The 25,191-nt window shown below is 63.9% G+C and carries 34 protein-coding genes and 1 pseudogene; 33 read left to right on the plus strand and 2 right to left on the minus strand.

The genetic code is table 11. The annotated features are described in order from the left end of the window. The first annotated feature begins 1 nt into the window (after position 1). The 29 genes and pseudogenes from rplD to ACYCVF_RS34420 all read left to right on the plus strand — a co-directional run bounded on the left by rplD (position 2) and on the right by ACYCVF_RS34420 (position 17,569). Positions 2–622 (plus strand): 50S ribosomal protein L4, encoded by a 621-nt coding sequence (gene rplD, locus ACYCVF_RS34280; RefSeq protein WP_018647243.1) that lies wholly within the window; start codon positions 2–4, stop codon positions 620–622. Next, entirely contained in the window at positions 619–921 is a 303-nt protein-coding gene (locus ACYCVF_RS34285; RefSeq protein WP_008136362.1) for a 50S ribosomal protein L23, read from the plus strand. The genes rplD and ACYCVF_RS34285 overlap by 4 nt, the downstream gene beginning before the upstream one ends. A gap of 12 nt (positions 922–933) precedes the next feature. Further along, positions 934–1,767: a 50S ribosomal protein L2 gene (rplB, locus tag ACYCVF_RS34290; RefSeq protein WP_459604119.1), complete on the plus strand. Its 834-nt coding sequence runs from the start codon at positions 934–936 to the stop codon at positions 1,765–1,767. A gap of 12 nt (positions 1,768–1,779) precedes the next feature. Further along, on the plus strand, positions 1,780–2,058 hold the full coding sequence (rpsS, locus tag ACYCVF_RS34295; protein ID WP_008136357.1) for a 30S ribosomal protein S19: 279 nt from the start codon (positions 1,780–1,782) through the stop codon (positions 2,056–2,058). 10 nt (positions 2,059–2,068) lie between these two features. Then, entirely contained in the window at positions 2,069–2,455 is a 387-nt protein-coding gene (gene rplV, locus ACYCVF_RS34300) for a 50S ribosomal protein L22 (RefSeq protein ID WP_092034894.1), read from the plus strand. An 18-nt stretch (positions 2,456–2,473) separates the two neighbouring features. Further along, the gene (gene rpsC / locus ACYCVF_RS34305) at positions 2,474–3,199 is read left to right on the plus strand and encodes a 30S ribosomal protein S3 (RefSeq protein ID WP_014494500.1); all 726 of its coding nucleotides are present in this window, start codon (positions 2,474–2,476) and stop codon (positions 3,197–3,199) included. A 30-nt stretch (positions 3,200–3,229) separates the two neighbouring features. Then, positions 3,230–3,643: a 50S ribosomal protein L16 gene (gene rplP / locus ACYCVF_RS34310; RefSeq protein WP_008136349.1), complete on the plus strand. Its 414-nt coding sequence runs from the start codon at positions 3,230–3,232 to the stop codon at positions 3,641–3,643. Between the two features lie 5 nt (positions 3,644–3,648). Then, positions 3,649–3,855, plus strand: coding sequence for a 50S ribosomal protein L29 (rpmC, locus tag ACYCVF_RS34315; protein ID WP_011088144.1), 207 nt, complete (start codon positions 3,649–3,651; stop codon positions 3,853–3,855). 13 nt (positions 3,856–3,868) lie between these two features. Beyond that, positions 3,869–4,117 carry a 30S ribosomal protein S17 gene (gene rpsQ, locus ACYCVF_RS34320; protein ID WP_097658742.1) on the plus strand — a complete coding sequence of 83 codons (249 nt, stop codon included), beginning with the start codon at positions 3,869–3,871 and terminating at the stop codon, positions 4,115–4,117. An 84-nt stretch (positions 4,118–4,201) separates the two neighbouring features. Then, the gene (gene rplN, locus ACYCVF_RS34325) at positions 4,202–4,570 is read left to right on the plus strand and encodes a 50S ribosomal protein L14 (RefSeq protein ID WP_007603030.1); all 369 of its coding nucleotides are present in this window, start codon (positions 4,202–4,204) and stop codon (positions 4,568–4,570) included. Next, positions 4,570–4,884, plus strand: a complete 315-nt coding sequence (gene rplX, locus ACYCVF_RS34330) for a 50S ribosomal protein L24 (protein ID WP_459604120.1) — start codon at positions 4,570–4,572, stop codon at positions 4,882–4,884. Before rplN ends, rplX begins: the two co-directional genes overlap by 1 nt. Further along, positions 4,877–5,434 (plus strand): 50S ribosomal protein L5, encoded by a 558-nt coding sequence (gene rplE, locus ACYCVF_RS34335; RefSeq protein ID WP_028137019.1) that lies wholly within the window; start codon positions 4,877–4,879, stop codon positions 5,432–5,434. Before rplX ends, rplE begins: the two co-directional genes overlap by 8 nt. Positions 5,435–5,480: 46 nt before the next feature. Beyond that, complete coding sequence (gene rpsN, locus ACYCVF_RS34340) at positions 5,481–5,786, plus strand: 30S ribosomal protein S14 (protein WP_024342455.1); 306 nt, start codon at positions 5,481–5,483, stop codon at positions 5,784–5,786. Positions 5,787–5,800: 14 nt separating this feature from the next. Next, entirely contained in the window at positions 5,801–6,199 is a 399-nt protein-coding gene (rpsH, locus tag ACYCVF_RS34345) for a 30S ribosomal protein S8 (protein WP_459604121.1), read from the plus strand. A 16-nt stretch (positions 6,200–6,215) separates the two neighbouring features. Beyond that, positions 6,216–6,749: a 50S ribosomal protein L6 gene (rplF, locus tag ACYCVF_RS34350; RefSeq protein WP_459604122.1), complete on the plus strand. Its 534-nt coding sequence runs from the start codon at positions 6,216–6,218 to the stop codon at positions 6,747–6,749. Positions 6,750–6,760: 11 nt separating this feature from the next. Continuing rightward, positions 6,761–7,123 (plus strand): 50S ribosomal protein L18, encoded by a 363-nt coding sequence (gene rplR, locus ACYCVF_RS34355; RefSeq protein ID WP_025036986.1) that lies wholly within the window; start codon positions 6,761–6,763, stop codon positions 7,121–7,123. A gap of 47 nt (positions 7,124–7,170) precedes the next feature. Continuing rightward, a complete protein-coding gene (gene rpsE / locus ACYCVF_RS34360; RefSeq protein WP_014494507.1) occupies positions 7,171–7,767 on the plus strand; it encodes a 30S ribosomal protein S5 in 597 nt (198 codons plus the stop codon). 25 nt (positions 7,768–7,792) lie between these two features. Beyond that, positions 7,793–7,987 (plus strand): 50S ribosomal protein L30, encoded by a 195-nt coding sequence (gene rpmD / locus ACYCVF_RS34365; protein ID WP_027554162.1) that lies wholly within the window; start codon positions 7,793–7,795, stop codon positions 7,985–7,987. 76 nt (positions 7,988–8,063) lie between these two features. Next, the gene (gene rplO, locus ACYCVF_RS34370; RefSeq protein ID WP_074116733.1) at positions 8,064–8,549 is read left to right on the plus strand and encodes a 50S ribosomal protein L15; all 486 of its coding nucleotides are present in this window, start codon (positions 8,064–8,066) and stop codon (positions 8,547–8,549) included. Between the two features lie 148 nt (positions 8,550–8,697). Next, positions 8,698–10,029 carry a preprotein translocase subunit SecY gene (secY, locus tag ACYCVF_RS34375; RefSeq protein ID WP_459604123.1) on the plus strand — a complete coding sequence of 444 codons (1,332 nt, stop codon included), beginning with the start codon at positions 8,698–8,700 and terminating at the stop codon, positions 10,027–10,029. Then, on the plus strand, positions 10,026–11,237 hold the full coding sequence (locus ACYCVF_RS34380; RefSeq protein WP_459604124.1) for a preprotein translocase subunit SecY: 1,212 nt from the start codon (positions 10,026–10,028) through the stop codon (positions 11,235–11,237). The genes secY and ACYCVF_RS34380 overlap by 4 nt, the downstream gene beginning before the upstream one ends. Continuing rightward, positions 11,234–12,112, plus strand: a complete 879-nt coding sequence (locus ACYCVF_RS34385) for an adenylate kinase (RefSeq protein WP_459604125.1) — start codon at positions 11,234–11,236, stop codon at positions 12,110–12,112. The genes ACYCVF_RS34380 and ACYCVF_RS34385 overlap by 4 nt, the downstream gene beginning before the upstream one ends. Positions 12,113–12,297: 185 nt before the next feature. Continuing rightward, positions 12,298–12,666 (plus strand): 30S ribosomal protein S13, encoded by a 369-nt coding sequence (gene rpsM / locus ACYCVF_RS34390; protein WP_459604126.1) that lies wholly within the window; start codon positions 12,298–12,300, stop codon positions 12,664–12,666. A 131-nt stretch (positions 12,667–12,797) separates the two neighbouring features. Beyond that, positions 12,798–13,187, plus strand: a complete 390-nt coding sequence (gene rpsK / locus ACYCVF_RS34395) for a 30S ribosomal protein S11 (protein WP_007603045.1) — start codon at positions 12,798–12,800, stop codon at positions 13,185–13,187. 112 nt (positions 13,188–13,299) lie between these two features. Then, complete coding sequence (locus tag ACYCVF_RS34400; RefSeq protein WP_459604127.1) at positions 13,300–14,331, plus strand: DNA-directed RNA polymerase subunit alpha; 1,032 nt, start codon at positions 13,300–13,302, stop codon at positions 14,329–14,331. A 166-nt stretch (positions 14,332–14,497) separates the two neighbouring features. Further along, entirely contained in the window at positions 14,498–14,914 is a 417-nt protein-coding gene (gene rplQ, locus ACYCVF_RS34405) for a 50S ribosomal protein L17 (RefSeq protein ID WP_211376142.1), read from the plus strand. Positions 14,915–15,105: 191 nt separating this feature from the next. Next, positions 15,106–15,894, plus strand: coding sequence for an SDR family NAD(P)-dependent oxidoreductase (locus tag ACYCVF_RS34410; protein WP_459604128.1), 789 nt, complete (start codon positions 15,106–15,108; stop codon positions 15,892–15,894). An 8-nt stretch (positions 15,895–15,902) separates the two neighbouring features. Further along, positions 15,903–16,198, plus strand: a pseudogene (locus tag ACYCVF_RS34415) (DUF1330 domain-containing protein). A gap of 57 nt (positions 16,199–16,255) precedes the next feature. Further along, complete coding sequence (locus ACYCVF_RS34420) at positions 16,256–17,569, plus strand: chloride channel protein (protein WP_459604129.1); 1,314 nt, start codon at positions 16,256–16,258, stop codon at positions 17,567–17,569. Between the two features lie 41 nt (positions 17,570–17,610). On the opposite strand, the gene ACYCVF_RS34425 is transcribed toward ACYCVF_RS34420, so the two are convergent. Further along, complete coding sequence (locus ACYCVF_RS34425) at positions 17,611–18,624, minus strand: zinc-binding alcohol dehydrogenase family protein (protein WP_459604130.1); 1,014 nt, start codon at positions 18,622–18,624, stop codon at positions 17,611–17,613. 121 nt (positions 18,625–18,745) lie between these two features. Between ACYCVF_RS34425 and ACYCVF_RS34430 the strand changes: the two genes are divergently transcribed. After that, positions 18,746–19,123: a winged helix-turn-helix transcriptional regulator gene (locus ACYCVF_RS34430; RefSeq protein ID WP_459604131.1), complete on the plus strand. Its 378-nt coding sequence runs from the start codon at positions 18,746–18,748 to the stop codon at positions 19,121–19,123. Positions 19,124–19,239: 116 nt separating this feature from the next. Here ACYCVF_RS34430 and ACYCVF_RS34435 read toward each other — a convergent pair whose 3' ends face one another. Beyond that, entirely contained in the window at positions 19,240–20,841 is a 1,602-nt protein-coding gene (locus ACYCVF_RS34435) for an OprO/OprP family phosphate-selective porin (RefSeq protein ID WP_459604132.1), read from the minus strand. A 313-nt stretch (positions 20,842–21,154) separates the two neighbouring features. On the opposite strand from ACYCVF_RS34435, the gene ACYCVF_RS34440 reads away from it, so the two are divergent. Genes ACYCVF_RS34440 through ACYCVF_RS34450 form a run of 3 tightly spaced genes read left to right on the plus strand, consistent with a single transcriptional unit; the run spans position 21,155 to position 25,162 of the window. After that, positions 21,155–22,561, plus strand: coding sequence for a DegQ family serine endoprotease (locus tag ACYCVF_RS34440; protein ID WP_459604133.1), 1,407 nt, complete (start codon positions 21,155–21,157; stop codon positions 22,559–22,561). After that, positions 22,558–23,895, plus strand: coding sequence for a replication-associated recombination protein A (locus ACYCVF_RS34445; RefSeq protein ID WP_459604134.1), 1,338 nt, complete (start codon positions 22,558–22,560; stop codon positions 23,893–23,895). Before ACYCVF_RS34440 ends, ACYCVF_RS34445 begins: the two co-directional genes overlap by 4 nt. Positions 23,896–23,947: 52 nt before the next feature. Further along, positions 23,948–25,162, plus strand: a complete 1,215-nt coding sequence (locus tag ACYCVF_RS34450) for an RluA family pseudouridine synthase (RefSeq protein ID WP_459604135.1) — start codon at positions 23,948–23,950, stop codon at positions 25,160–25,162. Positions 25,163–25,191: the final 29 nt, after the last annotated feature.

Consider the following 25,191-nt stretch of genomic DNA (forward strand, 5'->3'; position numbering starts at 1 on the left):
GATGGAATTGAAGGTCACCACCCTCGAAGGTAAGGAAGCCGGTTCGGTCCAGCTTTCCGATGCCATTTTCGGCCTCGAGCCGCGCGAAGACATCATCGCGCGTTGCGTGCAGTGGCAGCTCAACAAGCGCCAGGCCGGCACGCACAAGGCCAAGGGCCGCGCCGAGATCTGGCGCACCGGCAAGAAGATGTACAAACAGAAGGGCACCGGCGGTGCTCGTCACGGCTCGGCCCGCGTGCCGCAGTTCCGTGGCGGTGGCCGTGCCTTCGGTCCGGTGGTGCGCTCGCACGCCACCGACTTGCCGAAGAAGGTCCGCGCGCTCGCCCTCAAGCATGCGCTCTCGGCCAAGGCCAAGGACGGCGATCTCGTCGTGATCGAGAAGGCCGCGCTGGAGGCCGCCAAGACCAAGGCGCTGCTTGGTCATTTCTCGGGTCTGGGCTTGACCAACGCGCTGATCATCGACGGCGCGGAGCTCAACAACGGCTTCGCCGCCGCGGCCCGCAACATCCCGAACATGGACGTGCTGCCGATCCAGGGTATCAACGTCTATGACATCCTGCGCCGTCAGAAGCTCGTTCTGACCAAGGCCGCCATCGATGCGCTGGAGGCGCGCTTCAAATGACGAAGAACATCGAGCCTCGCCACTACGACGTGATCCTGTCACCGGTCGTGACCGAGAAGGCGACGATCGCCTCGGAGCACAACAAGGTGCTGTTCAAGGTGGCCGCGAAGGCGACCAAGCCGCAGATCAAGGAAGCGATCGAGAAGCTGTTCGACGTCAAGGTCAAGAGCGTCAACACGCTGGTCCGCAAAGGCAAGACCAAGGTCTTCCGCGGCAATCTCGGTTCGCAGTCGAACAGCAAGCGCGCGATCGTGACCCTCGAAGAGGGCCACCGGATCGACGTGACCACCGGTCTGTAAGGTCGTACGACGATGGCACTGAAGACATTCAATCCCACGACGCCGGGCCAGCGCCAGCTGGTCATGGTCGATCGTTCGGCCCTGTACAAGGGCAAGCCGGTCAAGGCGCTTACCGAAGGCAAGCACTCCTCGGGCGGTCGCAACAATACTGGTCGCATCACCGTGCGCTTCCGCGGCGGCGGTCACAAGCAGACCCTGCGCACCGTCGACTTCAAGCGCGACAAGGTCGATGCGCCCGCGACGGTCGAACGGCTGGAATACGATCCGAACCGCACCGCGTTCATCGCGCTGGTCAAGTATGAGGACGGCACCCAGGCCTATATCCTGGCGCCGCAACGCTTGGCCGTCGGCGATACCGTGGTTGCCGGCAACTACGTCGACGTGAAGCCAGGCAACGTCATGCCGCTCGGCAACATGCCGGTCGGCACCATCATCCATAACATCGAGCTCAAGATCGGGAAGGGCGGCCAGCTCGCCCGTTCCGCGGGCACCTACGCCCAGCTCGTCGGCCGCGACCAGGACTACGTGATCATCCGCCTGAACTCGGGTGAGCAGCGTCTCGTGCACGGCCGTTGCCGCGGCACGATCGGCGCGGTGTCGAACCCGGATCACATGAACACCTCGATCGGCAAGGCCGGCCGGAACCGTTGGCTGGGCCGCAAGCCGCATAACCGCGGCGTTTCGATGAACCCGATCGACCATCCGCACGGCGGTGGTGAAGGTCGGACCTCGGGCGGTCGCCACCCGGTCACACCGTGGGGCAAGCCGACCAAGGGCAAGAAGACCCGCTCCAACAAGTCGACCAACAAATTCATTCTCCTAAGCCGCCACAAGCGGAAGAAGTAAGGAACGCCGGACATGGTTCGTTCAGTCTGGAAAGGCCCGTTCGTCGAGGGTTCTCTGCTCAAGAAGGCAGATGCCGCGCGCGCGTCCGGCCGTCACGACGTCATCAAGATCTGGAGCCGTCGCTCGACGATTCTGCCGCAGTTCGTTGGCCTGACCTTCGGCGTCTACAACGGTCAGAAGCACGTGCCGGTGGCCGTCAACGAGGAAATGGTTGGTCACAAGTTCGGCGAGTTCTCGCCGACCCGGACCTTCCATGGCCACTCCGGCGACAAGAAAGCCAAGAAGGCTTGAGGATTGAACGATGAGCAAACCTAAGCGCGAACGGAGCCTCGCCGAGAACGAGGCCAAGGCGGTCGCCCGGATGCTGCGGGTGAGCCCGCAGAAGCTCAACCTGGTCGCCCAGCTCATTCGCGGCCGGAAGGCGGCTTCTGCGCTCGCCGATCTGCAGTTTTCGCGCAAGCGGATCGCTGTCGACGTGAAGAAGTGCCTGGAATCGGCTATCGCTAACGCCGAGAACAACCACGACCTCGACGTCGACGATCTCGTCGTGGCGCAGGCCTTCGTCGGCAACGGCCTCGTGATGAAACGCTTTGCCGCCCGCGGCCGCGGCCGTTCGGGCCGTGTCTACAAACCATTTTCGCAGCTGACGATCATCGTTCGTCAGGTCGAAGCCGAAGCAGCGGCCTAAGGGACGCAGGAGCACACGATGGGTCAAAAGATCAATCCGATCGGTCTGCGTCTCGGCATCAACCGGACCTGGGATTCCCGCTGGTTCGCCGGCAAGCAGGAATACGGCAAGCTGTTGCACGAGGACGTCAAGATCCGTGAGATCCTGCACAAGGAGCTCAAGCAGGCGGCTGTCGCCCGCATCGTGATCGAGCGTCCGCACAAGAAGTGCCGTGTCACGATCCACTCGGCTCGTCCGGGCGTGGTGATCGGCAAGAAGGGCGCCGACATCGACAAGCTGCGCAAGAAGGTCGCGGACATCACTTCGTCCGACGTCGTCATCAACATCGTCGAAATCCGCAAGCCGGAACTCGATGCAACGCTGGTGGCGGAATCGATCGCGCAGCAGCTGGAGCGCCGCGTGGCTTTCCGCCGCGCCATGAAGCGCGCCGTGCAGTCGGCGATGCGTCTCGGCGCGGAAGGCATCCGCATCAACTGCTCGGGTCGTCTGGGCGGTGCGGAAATCGCGCGCATGGAGTGGTACCGCGAAGGTCGCGTGCCGCTGCACACGCTGCGCGCCGACATCGACTACGGCGTTGCGACTGCGTTCACGACCTTCGGCACCTGCGGCGTCAAGGTCTGGATCTTCAAGGGCGAGATCCTCGAGCATGATCCGATGGCCCAGGACAAGAGAATGGCCGAGGGCGAGACGGGCGGCAGTGGCGATCGCGGTGGCCGTCAGCGCCGCGACACGGCTGCAGCCTGAGCTGCACCAAGAATTTGAGGGCTTGAAGCCATGATGCAACCTAAGAAAACGAAGTTCCGGAAGGCGCACAAGGGCCGCATCCACGGCGTTGCGTCTTCGGGCGCGACGTTGGCGTTCGGCCAGTTCGGCCTGAAGGCGACCGAGCCTGAGCGCGTCACCGCACGCCAGATCGAAGCCGCCCGCCGCGCGCTGACCCGCCACATGAAGCGCGCCGGCCGCGTCTGGATCCGCGTGTTCCCCGACGTTCCGGTGTCGAAGAAGCCGGCTGAGGTCCGCATGGGCTCCGGCAAGGGTTCGCCGGAATTGTGGGTCGCGCGCGTCAAGCCGGGCCGGGTGCTTTTCGAGATCGACGGCGTCAACACCCAGACGGCCCGTGAGGCGCTGACCCTGGCGGCAGCCAAGCTGCCGATCAAGACGCGCTTCGTCGAGCGCATTGCGGAGTAATGGCCATGGCCCAGATGAAGATCGAAGACATCCGCGCGATGAGTCCCGACCAGCAGGATGACGCCATCCTGAATCTGAAGAAGGAGCGCTTCAACCTGCGCTTCCAGCGCGCCACCGGGCAGCTCGAGAACACCTCGCGCCTGCGCGAGGCCCGCCGTGACATCGCCCGGATCAAGACCGTCGCCGCGCAGACGCGCGCGAAGAAGAAGTAAGAGGCTTACGAAGATGCCGAAACGTACTTTGCAGGGCGTGGTCGTCAGCGACAAGCAAGCCAAGACCATTGTCGTGCGTGTCGATCGCCGCTTCACGCACCCGATCTACAAGAAGACGATCCGCCGTTCGAAGAACTACCACGCGCACGACGAGAGCAACCAGTTCAAGCCGGGCGACATGGTGTGGATCGAGGAATCGAAGCCGATTTCGAAGTTGAAGCGCTGGGTCGTGATCCGGGGCGAACACAAGAAAAGCGCCTGATCTGTTGGCTCTAGCCGACTGACTTCAGGGAAATGTTGAGCGCCGGCTGGGCTGGCGCAAAGAGAAAGAGGACGAGGTGCATCAATGATTCAGATGCAGACCAACCTCGACGTGGCCGACAATTCTGGCGCACGCCGTGTCATGTGTATCAAGGTGCTCGGGGGCTCCAAGCGCCGCTACGCCACGATCGGCGACATCATCGTCGTGTCGATCAAGGAAGCGATTCCGCGTGGCAAGGTGAAGAAGGGCGACGTGATGAAGGCCGTCGTGGTGCGCGTCCGCAAGGACATCCGCCGCGCTGACGGTTCGGTCATCCGCTTCGACCGCAACGCCGCCGTCCTGATCAACAACCAGTCCGAGCCGGTTGGCACCCGTATCTTCGGGCCCGTGCCCCGCGAGCTGCGCGCCAAGAACCACATGAAGATCATCTCGCTCGCGCCGGAGGTGTTGTAATGGCTGCGAAGATCCGCAAGGGCGACAAGGTCGTCGTGCTGACCGGCCGCGACAAAGGCCGCACCGGTGAAGTGTTCGAAATTCGTCCCGACGCCGGCACCGCGCTCGTGCGCGGCATCAACGTGGTCAAGCGTCACCAGAAGCAGACGCAGGCCCAGGAGGGCGGCATCATCTCGAAAGAGGCGCCGATCCAACTGTCCAACATCGCGTATGTCGGCAAGGACGGAAAGCCGACCCGCATCGGATTCAAGATTCTGGCGGACGGCAAGAAGGTCCGCATCGCCAAGAGCTCGGGAGCTGAGATCGATGGCTGAGGCCGCTTACACGCCGCGCCTGCGCGCGGAATACGATGCGAATATCCGCACGGCTCTGACCGAGAAGTTCGGTTACGAGAACGTCATGCAGGTTCCGCGTCTGGACAAGGTCGTGCTGAACATGGGCGTGGGCGATTCCGTCAACGACCGCAAGAAGGCCGAGACCGCCGCCGCCGAACTGACCCAGATCGCCGGCCAGAAGGCGATCGTGACCTATTCGCGCATCGCGATCGCGACCTTCAAGCTGCGTGAGAACCAGCCGATCGGCTGCAAGGTCACGCTGCGCAAGGCCCGCATGTACGAGTTCATCGATCGCCTGGTGACGGTCGCGCTGCCGCGCGTCCGCGACTTCCGCGGCCTGAACCCGAAGAGCTTCGACGGCCGCGGCAACTACTCGCTCGGCATCAAGGAGCACATCATTTTCCCCGAGATCGACTTCGACAAGGTCACGGAAGCCCGCGGCATGGACATCACGGTCTGCACCACGGCCAAGACCGACGAAGAGGCGAGGGCCTTGTTGACCGCTTTCAATTTCCCGTTCCGGCAGTGAGACGCTGACTTAAAGCCTCTCAAACGCGGATACCCAGGAGCCAAGCATGGCAAAGAAGAGTTCAGTCGAGAAGAACAACAGGCGCAAGCGGATGGTGAAGAACGCCGCCGCCAAGCGCGAGCGCTTGAAGGCGATCATCGCCGACAAGACGCTGCCGATGGAAGAGCGGTTCGCCGCGACCCTGAAGCTGGCGGAAATGCCGCGCAACTCGTCGGCGACCCGCATCCGCCTGCGCTGCGAGCTGTCGGGCCGCCCGCGCTCGAACTACCGCAAGAACAAGCTGTCCCGTATCGCGCTGCGCGACCTTGGCTCCAAGGGCATGGTCCCGGGCCTCGTGAAGTCCAGCTGGTAAGGAGGGTCGTTTAGATGTCTACGCACGATCCAATCAGCGATCTGATCACCCGCATCCGCAACGCGCAGATGCGCTCCAAGAGCAAGGTCTCCACGCCCGGCTCGAAGATGCGCGAGAACGTGCTCGAGGTGCTGAAGAGCGAAGGCTACATCCGTGGCTATGCCACGGTCGAGCATGCCTCGGGCCGCAGCGAGATCGAGATCGAGCTGAAGTATTTCGACGGTGAGCCCGTCATCCGCGAGATCGAACGGGTCTCCAAGCCTGGGCGTCGGGTGTATGCCTCGGTGAAGGCTCTGCCGCGGGTCAACAATGGGCTCGGCATTTCGGTGTTGTCGACGCCGAAGGGGATCATGGCCGACCACAGCGCGCGCGACGCGAATGTGGGCGGTGAAGTCCTCTTCACGGTGTTCTGAGAAGGATTTTTGATCCATGTCACGTGTTGGCAAAAGGCCGGTTCCGGTACCATCGGGTGTTACCGCGACCGTCGATGGGCAGACTGTCAAGATGAAGGGGCCGAAGGGCCAGCTTCAGTTCATCGTTCATGACGACGTCGAGGTGAAACTCGAGAACGGCCAGGTCACGGTCAAGCCGCGTGCCGAGACCAATCGCGCGCGGGCGCTGTATGGCACCGCTCGCGCTCAGGTCGCGAATCTGGTCGAAGGCGTCACCAAGGGCTTCGAGAAGAAGCTCGAGATCACCGGCGTCGGCTATCGCGCGGCGATGCAGGGCAAGAACCTGCAGCTCGCGCTCGGCTACAGCCACGACGTGATCTATACGATCCCCGAAGGGATCACGATCACGGTGCCGAAGCCGACCGAGATCACGGTGACCGGCAGCGACGTCCAGCGCGTCGGTCAGGTCGCAGCCGAAATTCGCGCTTATCGTCCGCCGGAGCCCTACAAGGGCAAGGGCGTGAAGTATGTGGGCGAATTCATCTTCCGCAAGGAAGGCAAGAAGAAGTAACGGAGCCGGTCATGTCGAAAGCCAAGGTTACGAATGCCCGGCGCAAGCGGAGTGTGCGGCTGAAGCTGCGCCGCTCCGCCGGCGGCCGTCCGCGTCTGTCGGTATTCCGCTCGTCCAAGCACATCTACGCCCAGGTCATCGACGACCTGAAGGGCGAGACGCTGGCCTCTGCCTCCTCGCTCGAGAAGGCAATGCGGGACGGCGGCAAGACCGGCGCCGACATCGATGCGGCGAAGGCGGTCGGCAAGTTGCTGGCCGAGCGCGCTGCCGAAAAGGGCGTCAAGGAAGTCGTGTTCGATCGCGGCAGCTATCTCTACCACGGGCGCGTCAAGGCTCTTGCCGACGCGGCGCGTGAGAGCGGGCTGAGCTTCTAACGGAATTTGAGGATTGAGGCGTAAGCCTCTGAAGGATTGGAAAAACCATGGCAGCTGAACGCGAACAACGTGGTGGACGCGATCAACGCGGCGGCGGACGTGAACGCAGGGAGCGCGAGGAGCGCGACAGCGAGTTCGTCGACAAGCTCGTCCACATCAACCGCGTGGCCAAGGTCGTCAAGGGCGGCAAGCGCTTCGGTTTCGCAGCGCTGGTCGTGATCGGCGACCAGAAGGGCCGCGCCGGCTTCGGTCACGGCAAGGCGCGCGAAGTGCCCGAGGCGATCCGCAAGGCGACCGAATCCGCCAAGCGTAACCTGACCCGCGTGTCGCTGCGCGAGGGCCGCACGCTCCATCACGACATCGCCGGCCGCCATGGTGCGGGCCGTGTCTACCTGCGCGCCGCTCCGGCCGGCACCGGCATCATCGCCGGCGGCCCGATGCGCGCGGTGTTCGAGACCCTCGGCGTCCAGGACGTGGTGGCAAAGTCGATCGGCTCGTCGAACCCCTACAACATGGTTCGCGCCACCTTCGACGCGCTGAAGCATCAGGATTCGCCGCGATCGGTCGCTGCCCGCCGCAACATCAAGGTGTCCACCCTCCAGTCCCGCCGTATCGGTGGTGACGCCGAGGCGGCTGCCGACTAACGGAAGCTTTTCGGAGTAGACCACGATGGCCAAGGCCGCAAAGACGATCAAGCTCGAGCAGACCGGCAGCGCGATCCGCCGCCATCATTCGCAGCGCTCGACGCTGATCGGGCTCAAGCTCAACAAGATCGGCCGCATCAGCGAATTGCCGGACACCCCGGCCGTGCGCGGCATGATCGAGAAGGTTCACCATCTCGTCCGTATCGTCGACGAGAAGTAAGAAACGGCGCAGGATCCCGAGAAACGGGCACCCGGTTTTCGGTGAGGATCGTGCGCAAGACACAAGGAGAAGGGCGATGAAGCTCAGCGATATCGCCGACAACGCCGGCTCGCGCAAGAAGCGCATGCGCGTCGGCCGCGGCATCGGTTCGGGCAAGGGCAAGCAGTCCGGCCGCGGCGGCAAGGGCCAGACTGCGCGTTCGGGCGTGCGCATCAAGGGTTTCGAAGGCGGTCAGATGCCGATGCATCGCCGTCTGCCCAAGCGCGGCTTCAACAACATCTTCCGCGTCGAGTTCGCCGAGATCAATCTCGACCGGCTCCAGGAAGCGGTCGATGCCAAGAAGATCGACGCTGGCAGCGTCGTGAACGTCGAGGCCTTGGTGAAGGGCGGCGTGCTGCGACGCGCCAAGGGCGGCCTGCGGCTGCTCGGCCGTGGCGAGCTCAAGTCCAAGCTCAACATCGAAGTGCACGGCGCCTCCAAGACCGCGATCGCGGCGGTCGAGAAGGCCGGCGGCTCGGTGAAGATCCTCGCCCCTGCCAAGGAAGAAGGCGAGGCGGCGTAACAACTGCGTCATTGGCCCGCGGTGCGCGGGCCTTTACGCATGCGGGACGTGGACTTATCGAAGCCGAGCCCCAGATAATGTCCGGCGTCCGCTAAACTAGCCCGGCCGCGGGCATGACGGCGCAACAGGCGGCGGGAGAAAGTCCAAGATGGTCTCTGCAGCGGAACAACTGGCAGCCAATCTCAATTTCGGCGCGTTTGCCAAGGCCGACGAACTGAAGAAGCGCATCTGGTTCACCCTGGGTGCGCTGCTCGTTTATCGGCTCGGGACCTACATCCCGCTGCCGGGCATCGATCCCAACATCTGGGAGCAGGTGTTCCGCTCCCAGGCGGGCGGCATCCTCGGCATGTTCAACATGTTCGCCGGCGGCGGCATCCACCGCATGGCGATCTTCGCGCTGAACATCATGCCGTACATCTCGGCCTCGATCATCATCCAGCTCCTCACCACCGTCTCGCCGCAGCTCGAGGCGCTGAAGAAGGAAGGCGAGGCCGGCCGCAAGACGCTGAATCAGTACACGCGATACCTGACGGTCATCCTCGCCGCATTCCAGTCCTATGGCATCGCGGTGGGCCTCGAAGGCGCCGGCAACGTCGTAAGCGAGCCCGGCATGTTCTTCCGTCTGTCCACGGCGATCACGCTGACCGGCGGCACCATGTTCCTGATGTGGCTGGGCGAGCAGATCACCTCGCGCGGCATCGGCAACGGCATCTCGCTGATCATCCTCGCCGGCATCGTCGCCGAGCTGCCCGCCGCGCTCGCCAACATGCTCGAACTCGGCCGTCAGGGCGCCATGTCGACCGGTCTGATCCTGGTCGTCATCATCATGGCCGTCGCCGTGATCGCCTTCATCGTTTTCATGGAGCGCGCGCAGCGTCGCCTCCTGATCCAGTATCCAAAGCGCCAGGTCGGCAACAAGATGTTCGAGGGCCAGTCCTCGCATCTGCCGCTCAAGCTCAACACCTCGGGCGTCATCCCGCCGATCTTCGCGTCCTCGCTGCTGTTGCTGCCGACCACGGTGGCGAACTTCAACGCGGGCAGCGGGCCGGAATGGTTCCAGTGGATCAACACCCAGCTCGGCCATGGCCGTCCGCTGTTCCTGATCATGTATCTGGCGCTGATCGTGTTCTTCGCCTTCTTCTACACCGCGATCGTGTTCAACCCGACCGAGACCGCGGACAATCTGAAGAAGCACGGCGGCTTCATTCCGGGCATCCGTCCGGGAGAGCGCACTGCCGAATACATCGATTACGTGCTGTCGCGCATCACCGTGCTCGGCGCGATCTATCTGGCGATCGTCTGCTTGATCCCGGAGATCCTGATTTCCTATGCGTCGGTGCCGTTCTATTTCGGCGGCACCTCGCTGCTGATCGTCGTCAGTGTCACCATGGACACGGTGGCCCAGGTGCAGGGCTATCTGCTGGCGCATCAGTATGAAGGCCTGATCCGCAAGTCGAAGCTGCGCGGCCGGCGTAGATGAGCAGGGAGCTCGCGCGCCGGATCGCTGTTACGATCGGCGCACTGCTCCTTTTCAGGCTCGGCACACAGATCCCGCTGGCGGGAGTGAATATTGCGGGCTTCTCGCCGAAGCTCGACTTCATCTCCCGGCTCTCGGTTTTTGCGCTCGGCCTCATTCCCTATCTGTCGGCGGCAATCCTCATCCGCATGCTGTCGTTGGTGTGGCGCGGCCTGAATTCGCTCGAGCGGTCGGGCGAGCGCGGCCGACGTAGAATCGCGCACGTCACGCTCGGACTGACGCTGGGTCTTGCGACATTTCAGGCCTACGGCATCGCCTCGGCGCTGACGACCATTCCGAACCTCGTCGGAAATCCGGGCGGCTGGTTCGTGATGACGGCGACCGCCTCGATGGTGGGCGGCGTCTTCGTGCTGGTGTGGCTCAGCGAGCAGATTACCCGTTACGGGATCGGCAACGGTCTGGCACTGATCTTGAGCGTCGGCTTTATCGTCGCCATTCCGAGCGATGTCGCCGATATCGTTGGTCTGCTGCGTAGCGAGGCGATCTCGAGCAAGCTCGTGCTCGCCCATGCCGTGTTCTGGGTTGTGATTGTGGCTGTCATGGTGCTCGTCGAAGGCGCCCGCCGAAACGTTCGTGTCGATTTCGGCGCACTCAGCGTCGGGCGGCGGCAACTGCCGGCGCGCGACGCCGTGCTGCCGATCAAGCTCAACAGTGCTGGGTTCCTGATTCCGGTTACGGTGGCTCCATGGATCTTCTTTTTGCCGCTCGCGCTTGCGGGCGCCGTCATGGGTGCCGACCACCCCTTGGTCGCCGCGGCCTATCGCCATCTTCAGCTGGGGCAGCCGGCGCACCTCGTCCTGGTGTCAGTCGCGGTGTTCGTGCTGGCCTTCATCTACACCGCTTATGTCATCGATCCCGACTACACGGCCAAATCACTGGCGCAACGCAACGGGATCATCTCTGGTGTCGCGCCCGGCGAGGCGACCGCTGCCTATCTCGATCGCGTCGTGTCATTGACGACAGTCGTCGGAGCCGTCTACCTGACGGCGTTGCAGTTGATTCCGGAGCTGTTCGACCTTTACGGGATCGGTCTGCCTTATAGTATGGTCGTCAATGGTGGTGCTGCGCTGGTTGTGGTTTGCACCGCCCTTGATATCAAGGCACAGGTGCGCGACGTATCGCTCACCAATCCGGGGGGCGTACGCCGATGAGAATTATACTTCTGGGACCGCCGGGGTCGGGCAAGGGGACCCAGGCGCAACTGCTGGTGCAGCGGTATGGTATCGTGCAGCTCTCGACCGGCGAGATGTTGCGCGCGGCGGTTGCCGCGGGAACGCCGGTCGGGCTCAAGGCCAAGGAGATCATGGCCAGCGGCGGCCTCGTGCCTGACGACGTCGTGGTGGGAATCATCTCCGACCGCATCGACCAGCCGGATGCCCGGAACGGTTTCATCCTCGATGGCTTCCCCCGTACCGTTCCGCAGGCCGAGGCGCTGGATGAGCTGCTCAAGCGCAAGCACCTCAAGCTCGACGCCGTCATCGAACTCCGCGTCAACGAGAGCGCACTCCTGAGTCGCGTCGAGACCCGCGTTGCCCAGATGCGGGAGCGCGGAGAGGAGGTCCGGGTCGACGACACGCCTGAGGTCCTGACCAAGCGGCTAGCCAGCTACCGTAGCCAGACGGAACCGCTGATTCACTACTATTCCGAGCGTCGGAAGCTCTCGACCATCGACGGCATGATGGCCATTGACGAGGTTACCCGCGCCATCCACCGCCAGCTTCTGGCGCTGGGGGCGGTGGAACCCAAGGCTCCTGCCCGGAGCGCGGCCAAGGCGTCGCCGGCCAAGAAAGCGACCGCGGTCAAGAAGCGGGCCAAGAAATCAGCCCAACGGCCGGCTAAAGCAGCCAAAAAGGCCGCAAAACCGTCAAAAGCTGGCAAAAAGACTTCGAAGAAGGCCGTGAAGGTCGGCAAGAAGGCGACTAAGAGGACCGTCAAGAAGGTGGCAAAAAAGGCTGCCAAGAAAGGCGTCAAAAAAGGTGCCAAGAAGACCGCAAAAAAGGTCACGAAAAGGCGAGCCAAACGCTAGCAGCGGTTGACGAAAGCCCCCGGAATCCCCTAATAAGCCCCGCATCCAAGTCGGATAGTTTCAGACGATGCCGGGCCCCAGGAAGACCGGGGGTGGGCGTCGTGTTCGCGTTTGTGAACACCTGCCCGAGAACACAAGCACTTAAAGCCCGATCCTGACGAGGATCGGCGACAGGAGAGAAGGCCGTGGCCCGTATTGCCGGCGTGAACATTCCCACCAACAAGCGCGTGCTGATCGCGCTCCAGTACATCCATGGCATCGGTCAGAAGATCGCCGCTGAGATCCTGGAGAAGGTGAAGATCCCCGTGGATCGTCGCGTCAATCAGCTCAGCGACGCCGAAGTCCTCCAGATCCGCGAAGTGATCGACCGCGATTATCTCGTCGAGGGCGATCTGCGTCGCGAGGTCGGCATCAACATCAAGCGTCTGATGGACCTCGGCTGCTACCGCGGCCTGCGTCATCGTCGCGGTCTGCCGGTGCGCGGCCAGCGCACCCACACGAATGCGCGCACGCGCAAGGGGCCGGCCAAGGCCATCGCCGGCAAGAAGAAGTAAACTGGCGAATAGGGAATGGCGAATGGCGAGTAGGGATCATCCCTATTCGCCATTCGCTAATCGCTATTTGCTTCCACAGGTGTAGCCGCTGGCATTACGGCGGCGTTTGAGATCTTCAGGAAAGGGACTCAATGGGCAAGGAAGCCACCCGCGTTCGCCGTCGTGAGCGCAAGAACATCGCCTCCGGCGTCGCGCACGTGAACTCGTCGTTCAACAACACGACCATCACCATCACCGACGCGCAAGGCAATACGATTGCCTGGTCTTCCGCCGGCACGATGGGCTTCAAGGGCTCCCGCAAATCGACCCCCTATGCCGCGCAGGTTGCCGCCGAGGACGTGTCCAAGAAGGCGCAGGAGCACGGCATGCGCACGCTGGAAGTCGAAGTCGCCGGTCCCGGTTCGGGCCGCGAGTCGGCGCTCCGTGCGCTCCAGGCCGCGGGCTTCACCGTCACCTCGATCCGCGACGTGACCACGATCCCGCACAACGGTTGCCGTCCCCGCAAGCGTCGGCGCGTTTGATACCAAGTCGCGGGTGCATTAGCGCCCGCGATGACTTTTGTAAGAAGCCGCGGGAATACTCTGCGGCCTTTCTCCAACGCCAGTATTTGAACTGTCAAATTGACTGGCCTGTATGGGTGAAACAGTGACGATCCAGAAAAATTGGCAAGAACTGATTCGGCCGAACAAGCTCCAGGTCACGCCCGGCAGCGATCCTTCGCGTTTCGCGACCATCGTCGCCGAGCCGCTCGAGCGCGGTTTCGGCCAGACGCTCGGCAATGCGCTGCGCCGCATCCTGCTCTCCTCGCTCCAGGGCGCGGCGGTGCAGTCGGTGCACATCGACGGCGTGCTGCACGAGTTCTCCTCGATCGCGGGCGTCCGTGAGGACGTCACCGACATCGTGCTGAACATCAAGGACATCTCGATCAAGATGCAGGGCGAGGGCCCCAAGCGCATGGTCGTGAAGAAGCAGGGCCCGGGCGTCGTCACCGCCGGCGACATCCAGACCGTCGGCGACGTCGTCGTGCTGAACCCGGACCTGCAGATCTGCACGCTCGACGAGGGCGCCGAGATCCGCATGGAGTTCACGGTGGCTACCGGCAAGGGCTACGTGCCCGCCGAGCGCAACCGTCCCGAGGATGCGCCGATCGGCCTGATTCCGGTCGACAGCCTGTACTCGCCGGTCCGCAAAGTCTCCTACAAGGTCGAGAACACCCGCGAGGGCCAGATCCTCGACTACGACAAGCTGACCATGACGATCGAGACCAACGGCGCGCTGACGCCAGATGATTCGGTGGCTTACGCTGCACGCATCCTGCAGGATCAGCTCAACGTGTTCGTCAACTTCGAAGAGCCGCGCAAGGAAGTCGCCCAGGAGATCATCCCGGACCTCGCCTTCAACCCGGCCTTCCTCAAGAAGGTGGACGAGCTCGAGCTGTCGGTGCGTTCGGCCAACTGCTTGAAGAACGACAACATCGTCTACATCGGCGACCTCGTGCAGAAGAGCGAAGCGGAAATGCTCCGCACCCCGAACTTCGGCCGCAAGTCGCTGAACGAGATCAAGGAAGTGCTGGCCCAGATGGGTCTGCATCTCGGCATGGAAGTGCCGGGCTGGCCGCCGGAGAATATCGACGAGCTCGCCAAGCGCTTCGAGGATCACTACTGAGCATTCGTCATTCCGGACGGCGCGAAGCGACGATCCGGAATCTCGAGATTCCGGGTTCGGCTCTGCGAGCCGCCCCGGAATGACCGAACAGGGCGAACGCAGGCAGCCCACCTGAGCAACATGTCCGACGAACCGTCGCGGCAATAATTTTGTAAGGACTACACACATGCGTCACGGCAAGGTTCATCGCAAGCTCAATCGTACCGCCGAGCATCGCCGCGCGATGTTCGCCAACATGTGCGCCGCGCTGATCAAGCACGAGCAGATCGTCACCACGCTTCCGAAGGCAAAGGAACTGCGCCCGATCGTCGAGAAGTTGATCACTCTCGGCAAGAAGGGCGGCCTGTCCATGCGTCGTCAGGCCATCTCCGAGATGCGCGACAAGGATCAGGTCAAGAAGCTGTTCGACGTTCTCGCGCCCCGCTACAAGGACCGCCAGGGCGGCTACACCCGCATCATCAAGGCTGGCTTCCGCTACGGCGACAACGCCGCAATGGCCGTGATCGAGTTCGTCGATCGCGACGTCGACGCCAAGGGCCAGGATTCCGGTCCGGTACAGGAGAAGGAAGCCGAGGCGGCGTAAGCCGACCTTGGAAGCTGATTGAAGAGAACGGCGCCTTCGGGCGCCGTTTTGTTTTCCCGGCCAGTACGTAGGGTGGGTTATGCCTTGGCTAAAGCACCCTACGAACCCTTCGTCACTCACGCGTGAGTGAGCGCCGATTGCACTCCTTAGGGTGACCCCGATATCTCCGTCATCATCCATGGAGACATCGCATGAACATCGACCTTTCCGGAAAGACCGCCCTCGTCACCGGCTCGACCGCCGGCATCGGCCATGCCATTGCCAAGGGCCTCGCCGCCTCCGGGGCCAGTGTCGTGATCAACGGCCGCGGCCAGGACAAGGTCGATGCGGCCGTCCGCAAGCTGGAAGGGACAGGGGCGAAGGTCCGCGGTATCGCGGCTGACGTCTCGACCGCGGCAGGCTGCAAGGCACTCGTTGCGGCGCTGCCGGACGTCGACATCCTCATCAACAATGCCGGCATCTTCGAGCCGAAGGACTTCTTCGAGATCCCGGATGAGGACTGGACCCGTTTCTTCGAGGTCAACGTGATGAGCGGCGTGCGGCTGTCGCGCGCGTACATGAAAGGCATGCTCAAGCGCAACTGGGGCCGCGTCGTCTTCATCTCCTCGGAGTCGGGTCTCAACATTCCCGTCGAGATGATCCACTACGGCATGACCAAGACGGCCCAGCTCTCGGTCGCGCGCGGTCTCGCGCAGCTCACGCGCGGCAGCGGCGTGACCGTCAACTCGGTGCTGCCGGGACCGACTATGTCCGAGGGCGTCGAGACGTTCGTCAAGGATCTCGCCAGGCAGAATGGACAGTCGGTGGACGAGGCTGCTGCGAACTTCGTCAAGCAGCATCGGCCGAGCTCGCTGATCCAGCGCTTTGCCAGCGTCGAGGAGATCGCCAACATGGTGGTCTATGTCGCCTCGAAGCAGGCGTCGGCCACCAACGGGGCGGCGCTACGGGCCGAAGGCGGCATCGTCAACACGATTGTCTGAGGTCAGGCATGGCGGCCTACGTGATTACCGAAGTCGAGATGCGTGATCCCGATGGCTTCGAGGCCCATCGCTTGCTCGCCGCGAAAACGATCGCGCAATATGACGGCCGCTATCTCCTCCGCGGAGGCAGCCCGAGCTCGCCGAAGGAAATCTTCCGCCAAAAACCATCGTCATCGTCGAATTCCTGTCGATGGCTCGGCTGAAGGAATGGTGCGCCTCGCCGGAACATACCGAGGCGCTCAAGCTGCGGCAGACAGCGTTGGAGCGGCGCCTGATCTTCGTCGAGGGGGTGGTTCCAGCCTAGCTGATCTGCCCACTCGGCTCTTCAATTCCGCACGTGACGGACTAAAACAGAGCCTCGATGCTCTGGTCCCCCTCGATCCGTCAAAAACGTCTATTGCGGCTCACGTCCGTGCGATGGCAGCGGCGAGGGATCTTCCTGCTTGGCGGGATCGGAGTGGGCGCAGCAGCGGTGGCGCTGGCGCAAGTTGCCGACCTCGCCCAGCACGCCTTTGCACTGCTGCTCGGGAAGTCGCGCTATGCCGTGCTGGCGGTGACGCCACTCGGCTTCATGTTGTCAGCCTATCTGACTATTCGTCTATTCCCGAACGCGCAAGGTAGCGGCATCCCGCAGGCGATCGCGGCGCGGCATCTGACCGATCAGAGTGCGCGGGAGAGCCTGGTCTCGATCCGTATCGCGATCGGGAAGGTGCTCCTCACTCTGTTCGGTCTGTTGTGCGGCGGCTCCGTCGGGCGGGAAGGTCCGACGGTGCAGGTCGGTGCTTCGATCATGTTCGCGCTCGGCCGTGTCTCGCCGCGCCGTCAGCCCGGGTTGATCCTGGCCGGCGCCGCCGCCGGAGTAGCCGCAGCCTTCAACACGCCGCTAGCCGGCATAGTCTTCGGCATCGAGGAGATGAGTCGTGCTTTTGAGACCCGCACGTCCAGCCTCATCATTGCGGCCGTCATCGCAGCTGGCCTGACCTCGCTCGCGCTCGCCGGCAATTACGCCTATTTTGGCAGCAGCGCGATGACGCTGGCGCGTGGAGCGGATTGGCTCGCCATTCCCCTCTGTGGGGTGGCCGGTGGCCTCGCAGGCGGCCTGTTCAGCCGCATCGTGATCGCGACGGCGCGCGGTTTCAGCAGCCCGCTCGGAACTGCGATCAAGGGGCATCCACTGTGGTTCGCGTTCGCTTGCGGTCTTGCCGTCGCGATCTGCGGCCTGGTATCCGGCGATACGATCTACGGCACCGGCTATGAGCAGGTGAAGGCGGCGCTGGAACACGGCTCGCCATTGCCGCAGGATTTCGGCGTGCTCAAGCTGCTGGCGACGACCTTTGCCGCCATCAGCGGCATACCGGGTGGCATCTTCTCGCCCTCGCTCGCCGTCGGCGCCGGCATCGGCAGCAACATTGCCTCGTTCTTCCACGATGCGCCTCTCGGCGCGATCATGCTGCTGGGCATGGTTTCGTATTTCGCCGGCGTCGTGCAGGCGCCCATTACCGCCTTCGTGATCGTGACAGAGATGACCGACAATCACGGCATGGTCGTGCCGTTGATGGCATCCGCGCTGATCGCGCACGCGACCTCCCGCATGATCTGCGAAGAGGGCATCTATCATGCGCTGGCGAAAGGCTTTGTCGAGCGGGCGACGAGTCCATCCGAGCTGAAGTCGTAAGGTGGGTTACGCCTTCGAACCCACCTTACGAAGTCCGCCTCCTACCACCCCTCCAGCACGATCTTGCCGCGCGACTTGCCGCTTTCGAGCAGCGCATGCGCGCGCTTGAGGTTGGCGGCGTTGATCGTGCCGAAGGTCTGGTCGAGCGTGGTGCGCAACACGCCCTTGTCGATGAGGTCGGCGACGTCGCCCAGCAGATGATGCTGCGCGATCATGTCGGGCGTCTGGAACGAGGAGCGCGTGAACATCGATTCCCAGTGCACCGAGATCGCTTTGCCCTTGAACGTGCTCATGGTGAACTCCGGGGGATCGTCGATCAGGCCGAACTTCCCCTGCGGCGCCATGAACTCCGCGATCGCCTTGTAGTGCTGGTCCGTGAAGGTCAGGCTTGCCACCAGCGCGACCGGCGGCAGCTTCAATTTCTCGATCTGCTCCTTCATCGGCTTGCCGTGGTCGACCACCGCATGCGCGCCGAGATCGAGGCACCATTTTTGCGATTCCGGCCGCGTCGCGGTCGCCAGCACCGTTAGCCCGGTGAGACGGCGGGCCAGTTGGATCAGGATGGAGCCGACGCCGCCGGCACCGCCCGTGATCAGGAGCGTGCGCGGATCGACGCTCTTGCCGGGGACCGCGCCGAGCCGGTCGAACAGCAATTCCCAGGCGGTGATGGAAGTGAGGGGAAGGGCGGCGGCCTGCGCGAATGACAGGCTCTTCGGCTTGCTGCCGACGATGCGCTCGTCGACCAAATGGTATTCCGAGTTGGTGCCCTGGCGCAGGATCGAGCCGGCGTAAAACACCTCGTCGCCTGGTTTGAACAGCGTCACGTCGGGGCCGACGGCATCGACCACGCCGGCCGCGTCATAGCCCAAGATCTTCGTCTCACCCTCGGGTGGGGCGGCGCGCTTGCGCACCTTGTAATCGACCGGATTGGCCGAGATCGCCTTCACGGCGACGCGCATGTCGCGCCCCTTGGGCTCGGGCTTCGCGGTCTCGAAATCGATCAGTGAATCCGCGTCCTCGATCGGAAGCGATTTTTTGTAGCCGACGGCCTTCATGGCTTGTCTCCATCAGATGGGCTGTTCGCCTGCCGCTCTAACTGTCGCCCTGGCTTCAAATTGGCAAGTACTGTAAATTTGGGGATATAGTCCCTGTTTGGATACTATTGGGAAAACACGGATGAAGCGGCGTAATTTTGCCCGTCGTCCCGGCTGCTCGGTCGAGGCGACGCTGGACCTGATCGACGGCAAATGGAAGGGCGTGATCCTCTACCACCTCCAGAGCGGCACCCAGCGGTTCGGCGAATTGCGCCGCCTGATGCCCGGCATCACCCAGCGCATGCTCACGAAACAGCTGCGTGCGCTCGAGGAAGACAAGCTCGTCATCCGCAAGGTCTATGCCGAGGTGCCGCCGCGCGTTGAATACTGTCTGTCCGAACTCGGCGAGAGCCTCAAGCCGGTGATCGATATTCTCAAGGCCTGGGGCGAGAGCCATCAGGAGCGACTGTCCTGCGCGCCGCCGCCGGTGGTCGTGAAGAAGCCGAAGCGCGCCGCGTAGATCACTAGGAGAAGTGTGGCGCGGGCCGGTAACTCCGGGTCTTCGCCAAACTCCACCCTGTGGTCATGGGTCCCGGGTTCGCGCCGTCGCGCGCCCCGGGACGACGGCTGAGAGCCTCAGAACGCGAATTGGGTGCGCATCGCGACGGCGTCGAACTTCGAGCCGACGTCGGCGGTCGAGACCGGAGAGGCCTGCCGCGACACCGTTCCGTGCAGGTAGTCCAGCATGAAGCGGACATTGCCGTTGACGTACCAGTTGAGCGCGAGCGTGTAGACGGTCTGCCGGCCGCCGGCGACGCCGTTAGCGGTTGCGAGCTGGTCGTTGAGGTCGATCGTCGAGAAGCGTCCCGCGATCTCCCACGCACCCCAGCCGCCACCATCGAGCGAGAACGGATGCGCCGGCTTGACGCCGTGATAGGCGGCATTGGCCGCATTGTAGGTCCGGCCTTCGCCCGTCAGCACGTAGCCCGCCTGCGCATAGCCGCCCTGGAATTTCAGGCTCGGTGCGCCGACCAGCGGCACGGCGGTGTTGGCCGTGCGGTCGACATTGTACCAGAAGTACTCGCCCTGGACGATGAACGGCCCGTAGGTCGCTGCCGCCTCGACGCTGTAGACCTGCGCTCCCGAGACGTTGGCGATGGCGCCGGTCGAGATCAGGGTCGTCGGATCGAGACGCAATTCCGGACGGTCGCTGAGCGTGACCGTCTGGGCGTTGGCGATCAGGTTGCGTGGTGGCTGGATCAGCCATTGCGCATTGGCGCCGATATGCACCGAGTAGTCCTTGCCGCTGATGGGATTGCCGGCCACGCGCGCCACCGCCCCATATTGCTCGCTCGTGCCGGGCGGCGTCGCGCTCGAAGCGGAATGGATCGCGCCGGTCGACGGTCCCGTGACATAGCCGCCGATCCAGAGCTGGTCGTTGAACCAGCGCGCGCCGGCTGCGGAGCGGAAGTCGCCGGCAGCGATGTTGGTCGCGACCACACCGGGCGAAGCGCGCTCCATGAACATGATGTCGTTCGAGCTCGTCGCTTCGTCGAGTGTGTACGGCAGATCCATGATGCCGGCCTCGATCGCCATCTTGCCGCCGAACGGCTTCAGGCCGGTGTAGCTGAGATAGGCGTTCTCGACCCCGGAGAGGCCGCCGCCCGGCAGCGATCCCGGCGCGGCGCCGCCAAATCCGTCGGACGAGCCGCCGAAATCGTAAACCAGCGCGAAGTTCCAGTCGTGGAAGAACTTGCCGGTGACGCCGATGCGCGCGCGGCGAACGTTCTGGCCGCTGTCGAGCCTCTGCGGCACGGTCGCCGCGGTGTTGGGACGATAGTCGTAGCCGCCGACATCCCAATGCAGGCGACTGGTGATGGCGACGCAGTTGGCCTGGTCGGCGGTGCAGATGGTCGGCCGGTTGTTCGGCATCGTCACAACGACGCCGGATGCCGGCGCCGGTCCCTTGAGCGGGATCGCAGCGTTCGCATTGGCAACGGCTGCCTTGGCCTCCGAGCGCGCCTCGGCCTTCGCTTCGGCCCGGGTTTTTGCCGCGGCTGCTGCATTTGCCACGGTCTGGCTCTGGAGCCTGTCGAGCTTCTGCTCCAGCATCTTCAATTGCTGTTTCAGCAGCGCGATCTCCTGCTCGCTGCTGCTTGCCGATTGGCCCTGGGCCTGCGAGGCCGCCATCGCACCGGCGAGACCGATCGCCGTGGCTGCAAGTCTTGTCCTGCTCACGTCATGACTCCATCGTTTGACGAACTTCCCCAAGTCGCTGGCGGAGCCTAGGCGTGATCGGTGACTGCTCCGCGACGCTGCGCCCCCATTGCACGGTTCCCGCTGAAGCCAATTCGCCACAACCGAATCCGCTCGCCGTCCACCATGCAAGATGACATGCGTCATGCCAATCCATCGCTCCGGCAAATTGCCGAATCGCACGCTCCGCTTGCATGTCGGACGCCGCGGAAAAGGGCCCGAATATTGCTGTCCGGCGCCCTTCTATTGAGGGACGAACGCGCCTATATTCCGGCGTCTTTTCCGAGAGGTAGGAATGTTTCGATCGACCCGGACCGCCGCCGCTACGGCATTGTGCATGGCTTTTTCGGCCCACTTCAATCCGGCCTCAGCGCAGGACCGCCGTGTGCCGTCATCGCCGGCCGAGTTGCGGCTGTCCTATGCGCCGATCGTGCAACGGGTGCAGCCGGCGGTCGTCAACGTCTATGCCGCCAAGGTGGTGCAGAACCGCAATCCGCTGCTGGACGATCCGATCTTCCGCCGCTTCTTCGGCGTGCCGGGCCAGCAACCCGAGCAGATGCAGCGCTCGCTCGGCTCCGGCGTCATTGTCGATGCCTCGGGCCTCGTCGTCACCAACGTCCACGTCATCGAAGGTGCGGACCAGGTGAAAGTGTCACTGTCGGACAAGCGCGAGTTCGAGGCCGAGATCCTGCTGAAGGATTCGCGCACCGATCTCGCCGTGCTGCGCGTGAAAGACCCCAAGGAGAAATTCCCGACCCTCGATTTCACAAACTCCGATGAGCTGTTGGTCGGCGACGTCGTGCTCGCGATCGGCAATCCCTTCGGTGTCGGCCAGACCGTGACCCACGGCATCATCTCGGCGCTGGCCCGCACGCAAGTCGGAATCACCGACTATCAGTTCTTCATTCAAACCGACGCGGCGATCAATCCCGGCAATTCCGGTGGCGCGCTGGTCGATATGAGCGGCAAGCTCGCCGGCATCAACACCGCGATCTATTCGCGCTCCGGCGGCTCGCAAGGCATCGGCTTTGCGATTCCCGCCAACATGGTGCGCGTCGTCGTCGCCTCCGCCAAGAGCGGCGGCAAGGCGGTGAAGCGGCCGTGGCTGGGGGCAAAGTTGCAAGCGGTGACGCCCGAGATCGCCGAAAGCCTCGGCCTGCGCTCGCCGACCGGTGCGTTGGTCGCGAGCGTGGTCCCGAATGGCCCGGCAGCGAAGGCCGGTCTGAAATCCTCCGACCTCATCACCGGCATCGACGGCCAGATCGTCGATGATCCCAACGCCTTCGACTACCGCTTCGCAACCCGCCCGCTGGGCGGCACCGCGCAGATCGACGTGCAGCGCGGCAGCAAGCCGATCAAGCTGACCGTGGCGCTGGAGACCGCACCCGATACCGGGCGCAGCGAGCTCGTCGTCACCGCTCGTTCGCCGTTCCAGGGCGCGAAGGTCTCGACCATCACGCCCGCCGTCGCCGACGAGCTGCGTCTGGACGCCGACACCGAAGGCGTCGTGATCACCGATATCGGCAGCGATACCGCGGCCGCCAACGTCGGATTCCAGAAAGGCGACATCATCCTGGCCGTCAACAACCAGAAGATCAGCAAGACCGTTGACCTCGAGAAAGCCGCAGGTGAGCGGCCGCGGATCTGGCGCATCACGCTGGTGCGCGGCGGCCAGCAGATCAACGTCACGCTGGGCGGATGAGTCCGAAGCGACCACAGCAGACGCCGACTCTCTTTGCCGCGGCGGGGCTCGACAACGAGGCGCCGCATCCGCTGCCGGATCGGTTGCGTCCTCGCGCGCTCTCGGAGGTCGTCGGCCAGGACCATATCCTCGGCCCCGACGGTGCGCTGACGCGCATGCTGGAAACGCGCACGCTCGGGTCGCTGGTGTTCTGGGGCCCGCCGGGCACCGGGAAGACCACGGTCGCGCGGCTGCTGGCGGATGCCACCGATCTGCATTTCGAACAGATCTCCGCAGTGTTCTCCGGCGTCGCCGACCTGAAGAAGGCCTTCGATGCCGCGCGGGCCCGCCGCGAGATGGGCAAGGGCACGCTGCTCTTCGTCGACGAGGTGCACCGCTTCAATCGCGCGCAGCAGGATTCGTTTCTGCCCGTGATGGAAGACGGCACGGTGGTCATGGTCGGCGCCACCACGGAGAACCCGTCCTTCGAGCTCAATGCGGCGTTGCTCTCTCGCGCGCGCGTGCTGGTGTTTCGCTCGCTCGATGCTGCGGCGATCGAAAAACTGTTCGCGCATGCCGAGGCGGTCGAGGGCAAGAAGCTGCCGCTGGATGCGGAGGCGCGCGCGGTGCTGGTGCGCATGGCCGACGGCGACGGCCGCGCATCGCTGACGCTTGCCGAAGAAGTCTGGCGTTCGGCGCGGGCGGACGAGATTTTCAATGCCGCCCAGTTGCAGGACATCCTGCAACGCCGCGCGCCGATCTACGACAAATCGGCCGACGGCCATTACAACCTGATCTCGGCGCTGCACAAGTCGGTGCGCGGCTCCGATCCCGATGCCGCGCTGTATTATCTTGCCCGTATGCTCGACGCCGGCGAGGACCCGCTGTTCCTGGCCCGCCGCGTCGTGCGCATGGCAGTCGAGGACATCGGCCTTGCCGATCCGCAGGCCCTCGTTATCGCCAATGCGGCAAAAGACGCCTTCGACTTCCTCGGCCATCCCGAGGGCGAGCTCGCGATCGCGCAGGCCGTGGTCTATCTCGCCACCGCGCCGAAATCGAATGCGGTCTACGCTGCCTTCGGTTCGGCGATGCAGGTCGCCAAGCAGGCGGGATCGCTGCTGCCGCCAAAGCACATCCTCAATTCCCCGACGAAGCTGATGAAGTCGGAAGGCTACGGCGCAGCCTACGAATACGACCACGACACGCCGGATGCCTTCTCCGGCCAGGACTACTTTCCGGAAGCCCTGGGCCGGCAGACCTTCTACGACCCGCCCGAGCGCGGCTTCGAGCGCGAGATCAGGAAACGGCTGGATTACTGGGCCAAGCTGCGCAAGGAGCGGAGCGGGAAGCGCTAGAAACGGCCATTTCGCCGTGACGGCAGCCGGCTTTTAGGGTACGCAGGCAACCATGAGCCGCCGCATCAAAAGAACCGATCCCAAACCACGTTCGCGCGACGAGCGCAAAGAGGCGCGTCCGTTCAAGGCGCACAGCGCGAAGAAGGCCGGGCCGCGCCCAGGCGGCAAGCCGGGCGCGAAGCCGCCGCGCTTTGCAGGCGAGCGTGCCGAGCGGCGCGCGCCCAAGCTCGAGCTGGAGAGAGCCGCGCCGGCAAAACCCGTCGAAGCGCTGCTGCCGACCAAGGTGCAGACCGTCACCGTCACGGCCGACGAGAACAACATGCGTGTCGATCGTTTCCTCGAAGCGCGCTTTCCCGGCCTGTCGTTCTCCCACATTCAGCGCGTCGTCCGCAAAGGCGAGCTGCGCGTGGACGGCAAGCGCGTCGACAGCAAGGACCGGCTGGAGGAGGGGCAGAGCGTCCGCATTCCGCCGCTGAAGCTCGACGCGCCGAAGGTCGTCGGCGAGCTCTCGGAGGCTGCGCAGAAGACGCTCAAGGCGCTGAAGGAGATGACGATCTGGGAAGACGACGACGTTCTCGTGTTGAACAAGCCGGCGGGCCTCGCCGTGCAGGGCGGGTCGGGCATGACGCGGCACATCGACCAGATGCTTGAGGTGATGCGCGACGCCAAGGGTCAGAAGCCGCGTCTCGTGCACCGCATCGACAGGGAGACGTCGGGCTGTCTTCTGGTCGCCAAGACTCGCTTCGCCGCCTCGCATCTGACCGGCGCGTTCCGCTCGCGCTCGGCGCGAAAGGTATATTGGGCTCTGGTGCCGGGCCTGCCCAAGCCCAAGCAGGGCCGCATCTCGACCTTCCTCGCGAAGGAAGAGAGCGAGGACGACACCATCATGCGCATCGCCCAGCATGGCGACGAGGGCGCGAGCCATGCGGTGACCTATTATGCGGTGGTCGAGACCGCCGGCAACAAGCTGACCTGGGTGTCGCTGAAGCCGGTGACCGGCCGCACCCACCAGCTGCGCGCTCACATGGCCCATATCGGCCATCCCATCGTCGGCGATCCCAAATATTTCAACATCGAGAACTGGCAGCTGCCGGGCGGCCTGCAAAACCGGCTGCACCTCCTGGCACGGCGCATCGTCATTCCGCATCCGCGCGGCGGGGTGATCGACGCCACCGCGCCGTTGCCGCCGCACATGCAGCAGTCCTGGAACCTGCTCGGGCTGGATGCAACCAGATTTGACCCGATCGAGAATGCGCCTGAAGACTAGCGATGTTGAATGGGGGCGGCGGACGCACG

It is taken from the genome of Bradyrhizobium cedriense, assembly GCF_054602315.1.

What these genes read in the sequence shown, in the direction of transcription:
- rplD (WP_018647243.1), top strand. Translation starts at nt 2, where the DNA reads ATGGAATTGAAGGTCACCACCCTCGAAGGTAAGGAAGCCGGTTCGGTC.
- ACYCVF_RS34285 (WP_008136362.1), top strand. Translation starts at nt 619, where the DNA reads ATGACGAAGAACATCGAGCCTCGCCACTACGACGTGATCCTGTCACCG.
- rplB (WP_459604119.1), top strand. Translation starts at nt 934, where the DNA reads ATGGCACTGAAGACATTCAATCCCACGACGCCGGGCCAGCGCCAGCTG.
- rpsS (WP_008136357.1), top strand. Translation starts at nt 1,780, where the DNA reads ATGGTTCGTTCAGTCTGGAAAGGCCCGTTCGTCGAGGGTTCTCTGCTC.
- rplV (WP_092034894.1), top strand. Translation starts at nt 2,069, where the DNA reads ATGAGCAAACCTAAGCGCGAACGGAGCCTCGCCGAGAACGAGGCCAAG.
- rpsC (WP_014494500.1), top strand. Translation starts at nt 2,474, where the DNA reads ATGGGTCAAAAGATCAATCCGATCGGTCTGCGTCTCGGCATCAACCGG.
- rplP (WP_008136349.1), top strand. Translation starts at nt 3,230, where the DNA reads ATGATGCAACCTAAGAAAACGAAGTTCCGGAAGGCGCACAAGGGCCGC.
- rpmC (WP_011088144.1), top strand. Translation starts at nt 3,649, where the DNA reads ATGGCCCAGATGAAGATCGAAGACATCCGCGCGATGAGTCCCGACCAG.
- rpsQ (WP_097658742.1), top strand. Translation starts at nt 3,869, where the DNA reads ATGCCGAAACGTACTTTGCAGGGCGTGGTCGTCAGCGACAAGCAAGCC.
- rplN (WP_007603030.1), top strand. Translation starts at nt 4,202, where the DNA reads ATGATTCAGATGCAGACCAACCTCGACGTGGCCGACAATTCTGGCGCA.
- rplX (WP_459604120.1), top strand. Translation starts at nt 4,570, where the DNA reads ATGGCTGCGAAGATCCGCAAGGGCGACAAGGTCGTCGTGCTGACCGGC.
- rplE (WP_028137019.1), top strand. Translation starts at nt 4,877, where the DNA reads ATGGCTGAGGCCGCTTACACGCCGCGCCTGCGCGCGGAATACGATGCG.
- rpsN (WP_024342455.1), top strand. Translation starts at nt 5,481, where the DNA reads ATGGCAAAGAAGAGTTCAGTCGAGAAGAACAACAGGCGCAAGCGGATG.
- rpsH (WP_459604121.1), top strand. Translation starts at nt 5,801, where the DNA reads ATGTCTACGCACGATCCAATCAGCGATCTGATCACCCGCATCCGCAAC.
- rplF (WP_459604122.1), top strand. Translation starts at nt 6,216, where the DNA reads ATGTCACGTGTTGGCAAAAGGCCGGTTCCGGTACCATCGGGTGTTACC.
- rplR (WP_025036986.1), top strand. Translation starts at nt 6,761, where the DNA reads ATGTCGAAAGCCAAGGTTACGAATGCCCGGCGCAAGCGGAGTGTGCGG.
- rpsE (WP_014494507.1), top strand. Translation starts at nt 7,171, where the DNA reads ATGGCAGCTGAACGCGAACAACGTGGTGGACGCGATCAACGCGGCGGC.
- rpmD (WP_027554162.1), top strand. Translation starts at nt 7,793, where the DNA reads ATGGCCAAGGCCGCAAAGACGATCAAGCTCGAGCAGACCGGCAGCGCG.
- rplO (WP_074116733.1), top strand. Translation starts at nt 8,064, where the DNA reads ATGAAGCTCAGCGATATCGCCGACAACGCCGGCTCGCGCAAGAAGCGC.
- secY (WP_459604123.1), top strand. Translation starts at nt 8,698, where the DNA reads ATGGTCTCTGCAGCGGAACAACTGGCAGCCAATCTCAATTTCGGCGCG.
- ACYCVF_RS34380 (WP_459604124.1), top strand. Translation starts at nt 10,026, where the DNA reads ATGAGCAGGGAGCTCGCGCGCCGGATCGCTGTTACGATCGGCGCACTG.
- ACYCVF_RS34385 (WP_459604125.1), top strand. Translation starts at nt 11,234, where the DNA reads ATGAGAATTATACTTCTGGGACCGCCGGGGTCGGGCAAGGGGACCCAG.
- rpsK (WP_007603045.1), top strand. Translation starts at nt 12,798, where the DNA reads ATGGGCAAGGAAGCCACCCGCGTTCGCCGTCGTGAGCGCAAGAACATC.
- ACYCVF_RS34400 (WP_459604127.1), top strand. Translation starts at nt 13,300, where the DNA reads ATGGGTGAAACAGTGACGATCCAGAAAAATTGGCAAGAACTGATTCGG.
- rplQ (WP_211376142.1), top strand. Translation starts at nt 14,498, where the DNA reads ATGCGTCACGGCAAGGTTCATCGCAAGCTCAATCGTACCGCCGAGCAT.
- ACYCVF_RS34410 (WP_459604128.1), top strand. Translation starts at nt 15,106, where the DNA reads ATGAACATCGACCTTTCCGGAAAGACCGCCCTCGTCACCGGCTCGACC.
- ACYCVF_RS34420 (WP_459604129.1), top strand. Translation starts at nt 16,256, where the DNA reads ATGCTCTGGTCCCCCTCGATCCGTCAAAAACGTCTATTGCGGCTCACG.
- ACYCVF_RS34425 (WP_459604130.1), bottom strand. Translation starts at nt 18,624, where the DNA reads ATGAAGGCCGTCGGCTACAAAAAATCGCTTCCGATCGAGGACGCGGAT.
- ACYCVF_RS34430 (WP_459604131.1), top strand. Translation starts at nt 18,746, where the DNA reads ATGAAGCGGCGTAATTTTGCCCGTCGTCCCGGCTGCTCGGTCGAGGCG.
- ACYCVF_RS34440 (WP_459604133.1), top strand. Translation starts at nt 21,155, where the DNA reads ATGTTTCGATCGACCCGGACCGCCGCCGCTACGGCATTGTGCATGGCT.
- ACYCVF_RS34445 (WP_459604134.1), top strand. Translation starts at nt 22,558, where the DNA reads ATGAGTCCGAAGCGACCACAGCAGACGCCGACTCTCTTTGCCGCGGCG.
- ACYCVF_RS34450 (WP_459604135.1), top strand. Translation starts at nt 23,948, where the DNA reads ATGAGCCGCCGCATCAAAAGAACCGATCCCAAACCACGTTCGCGCGAC.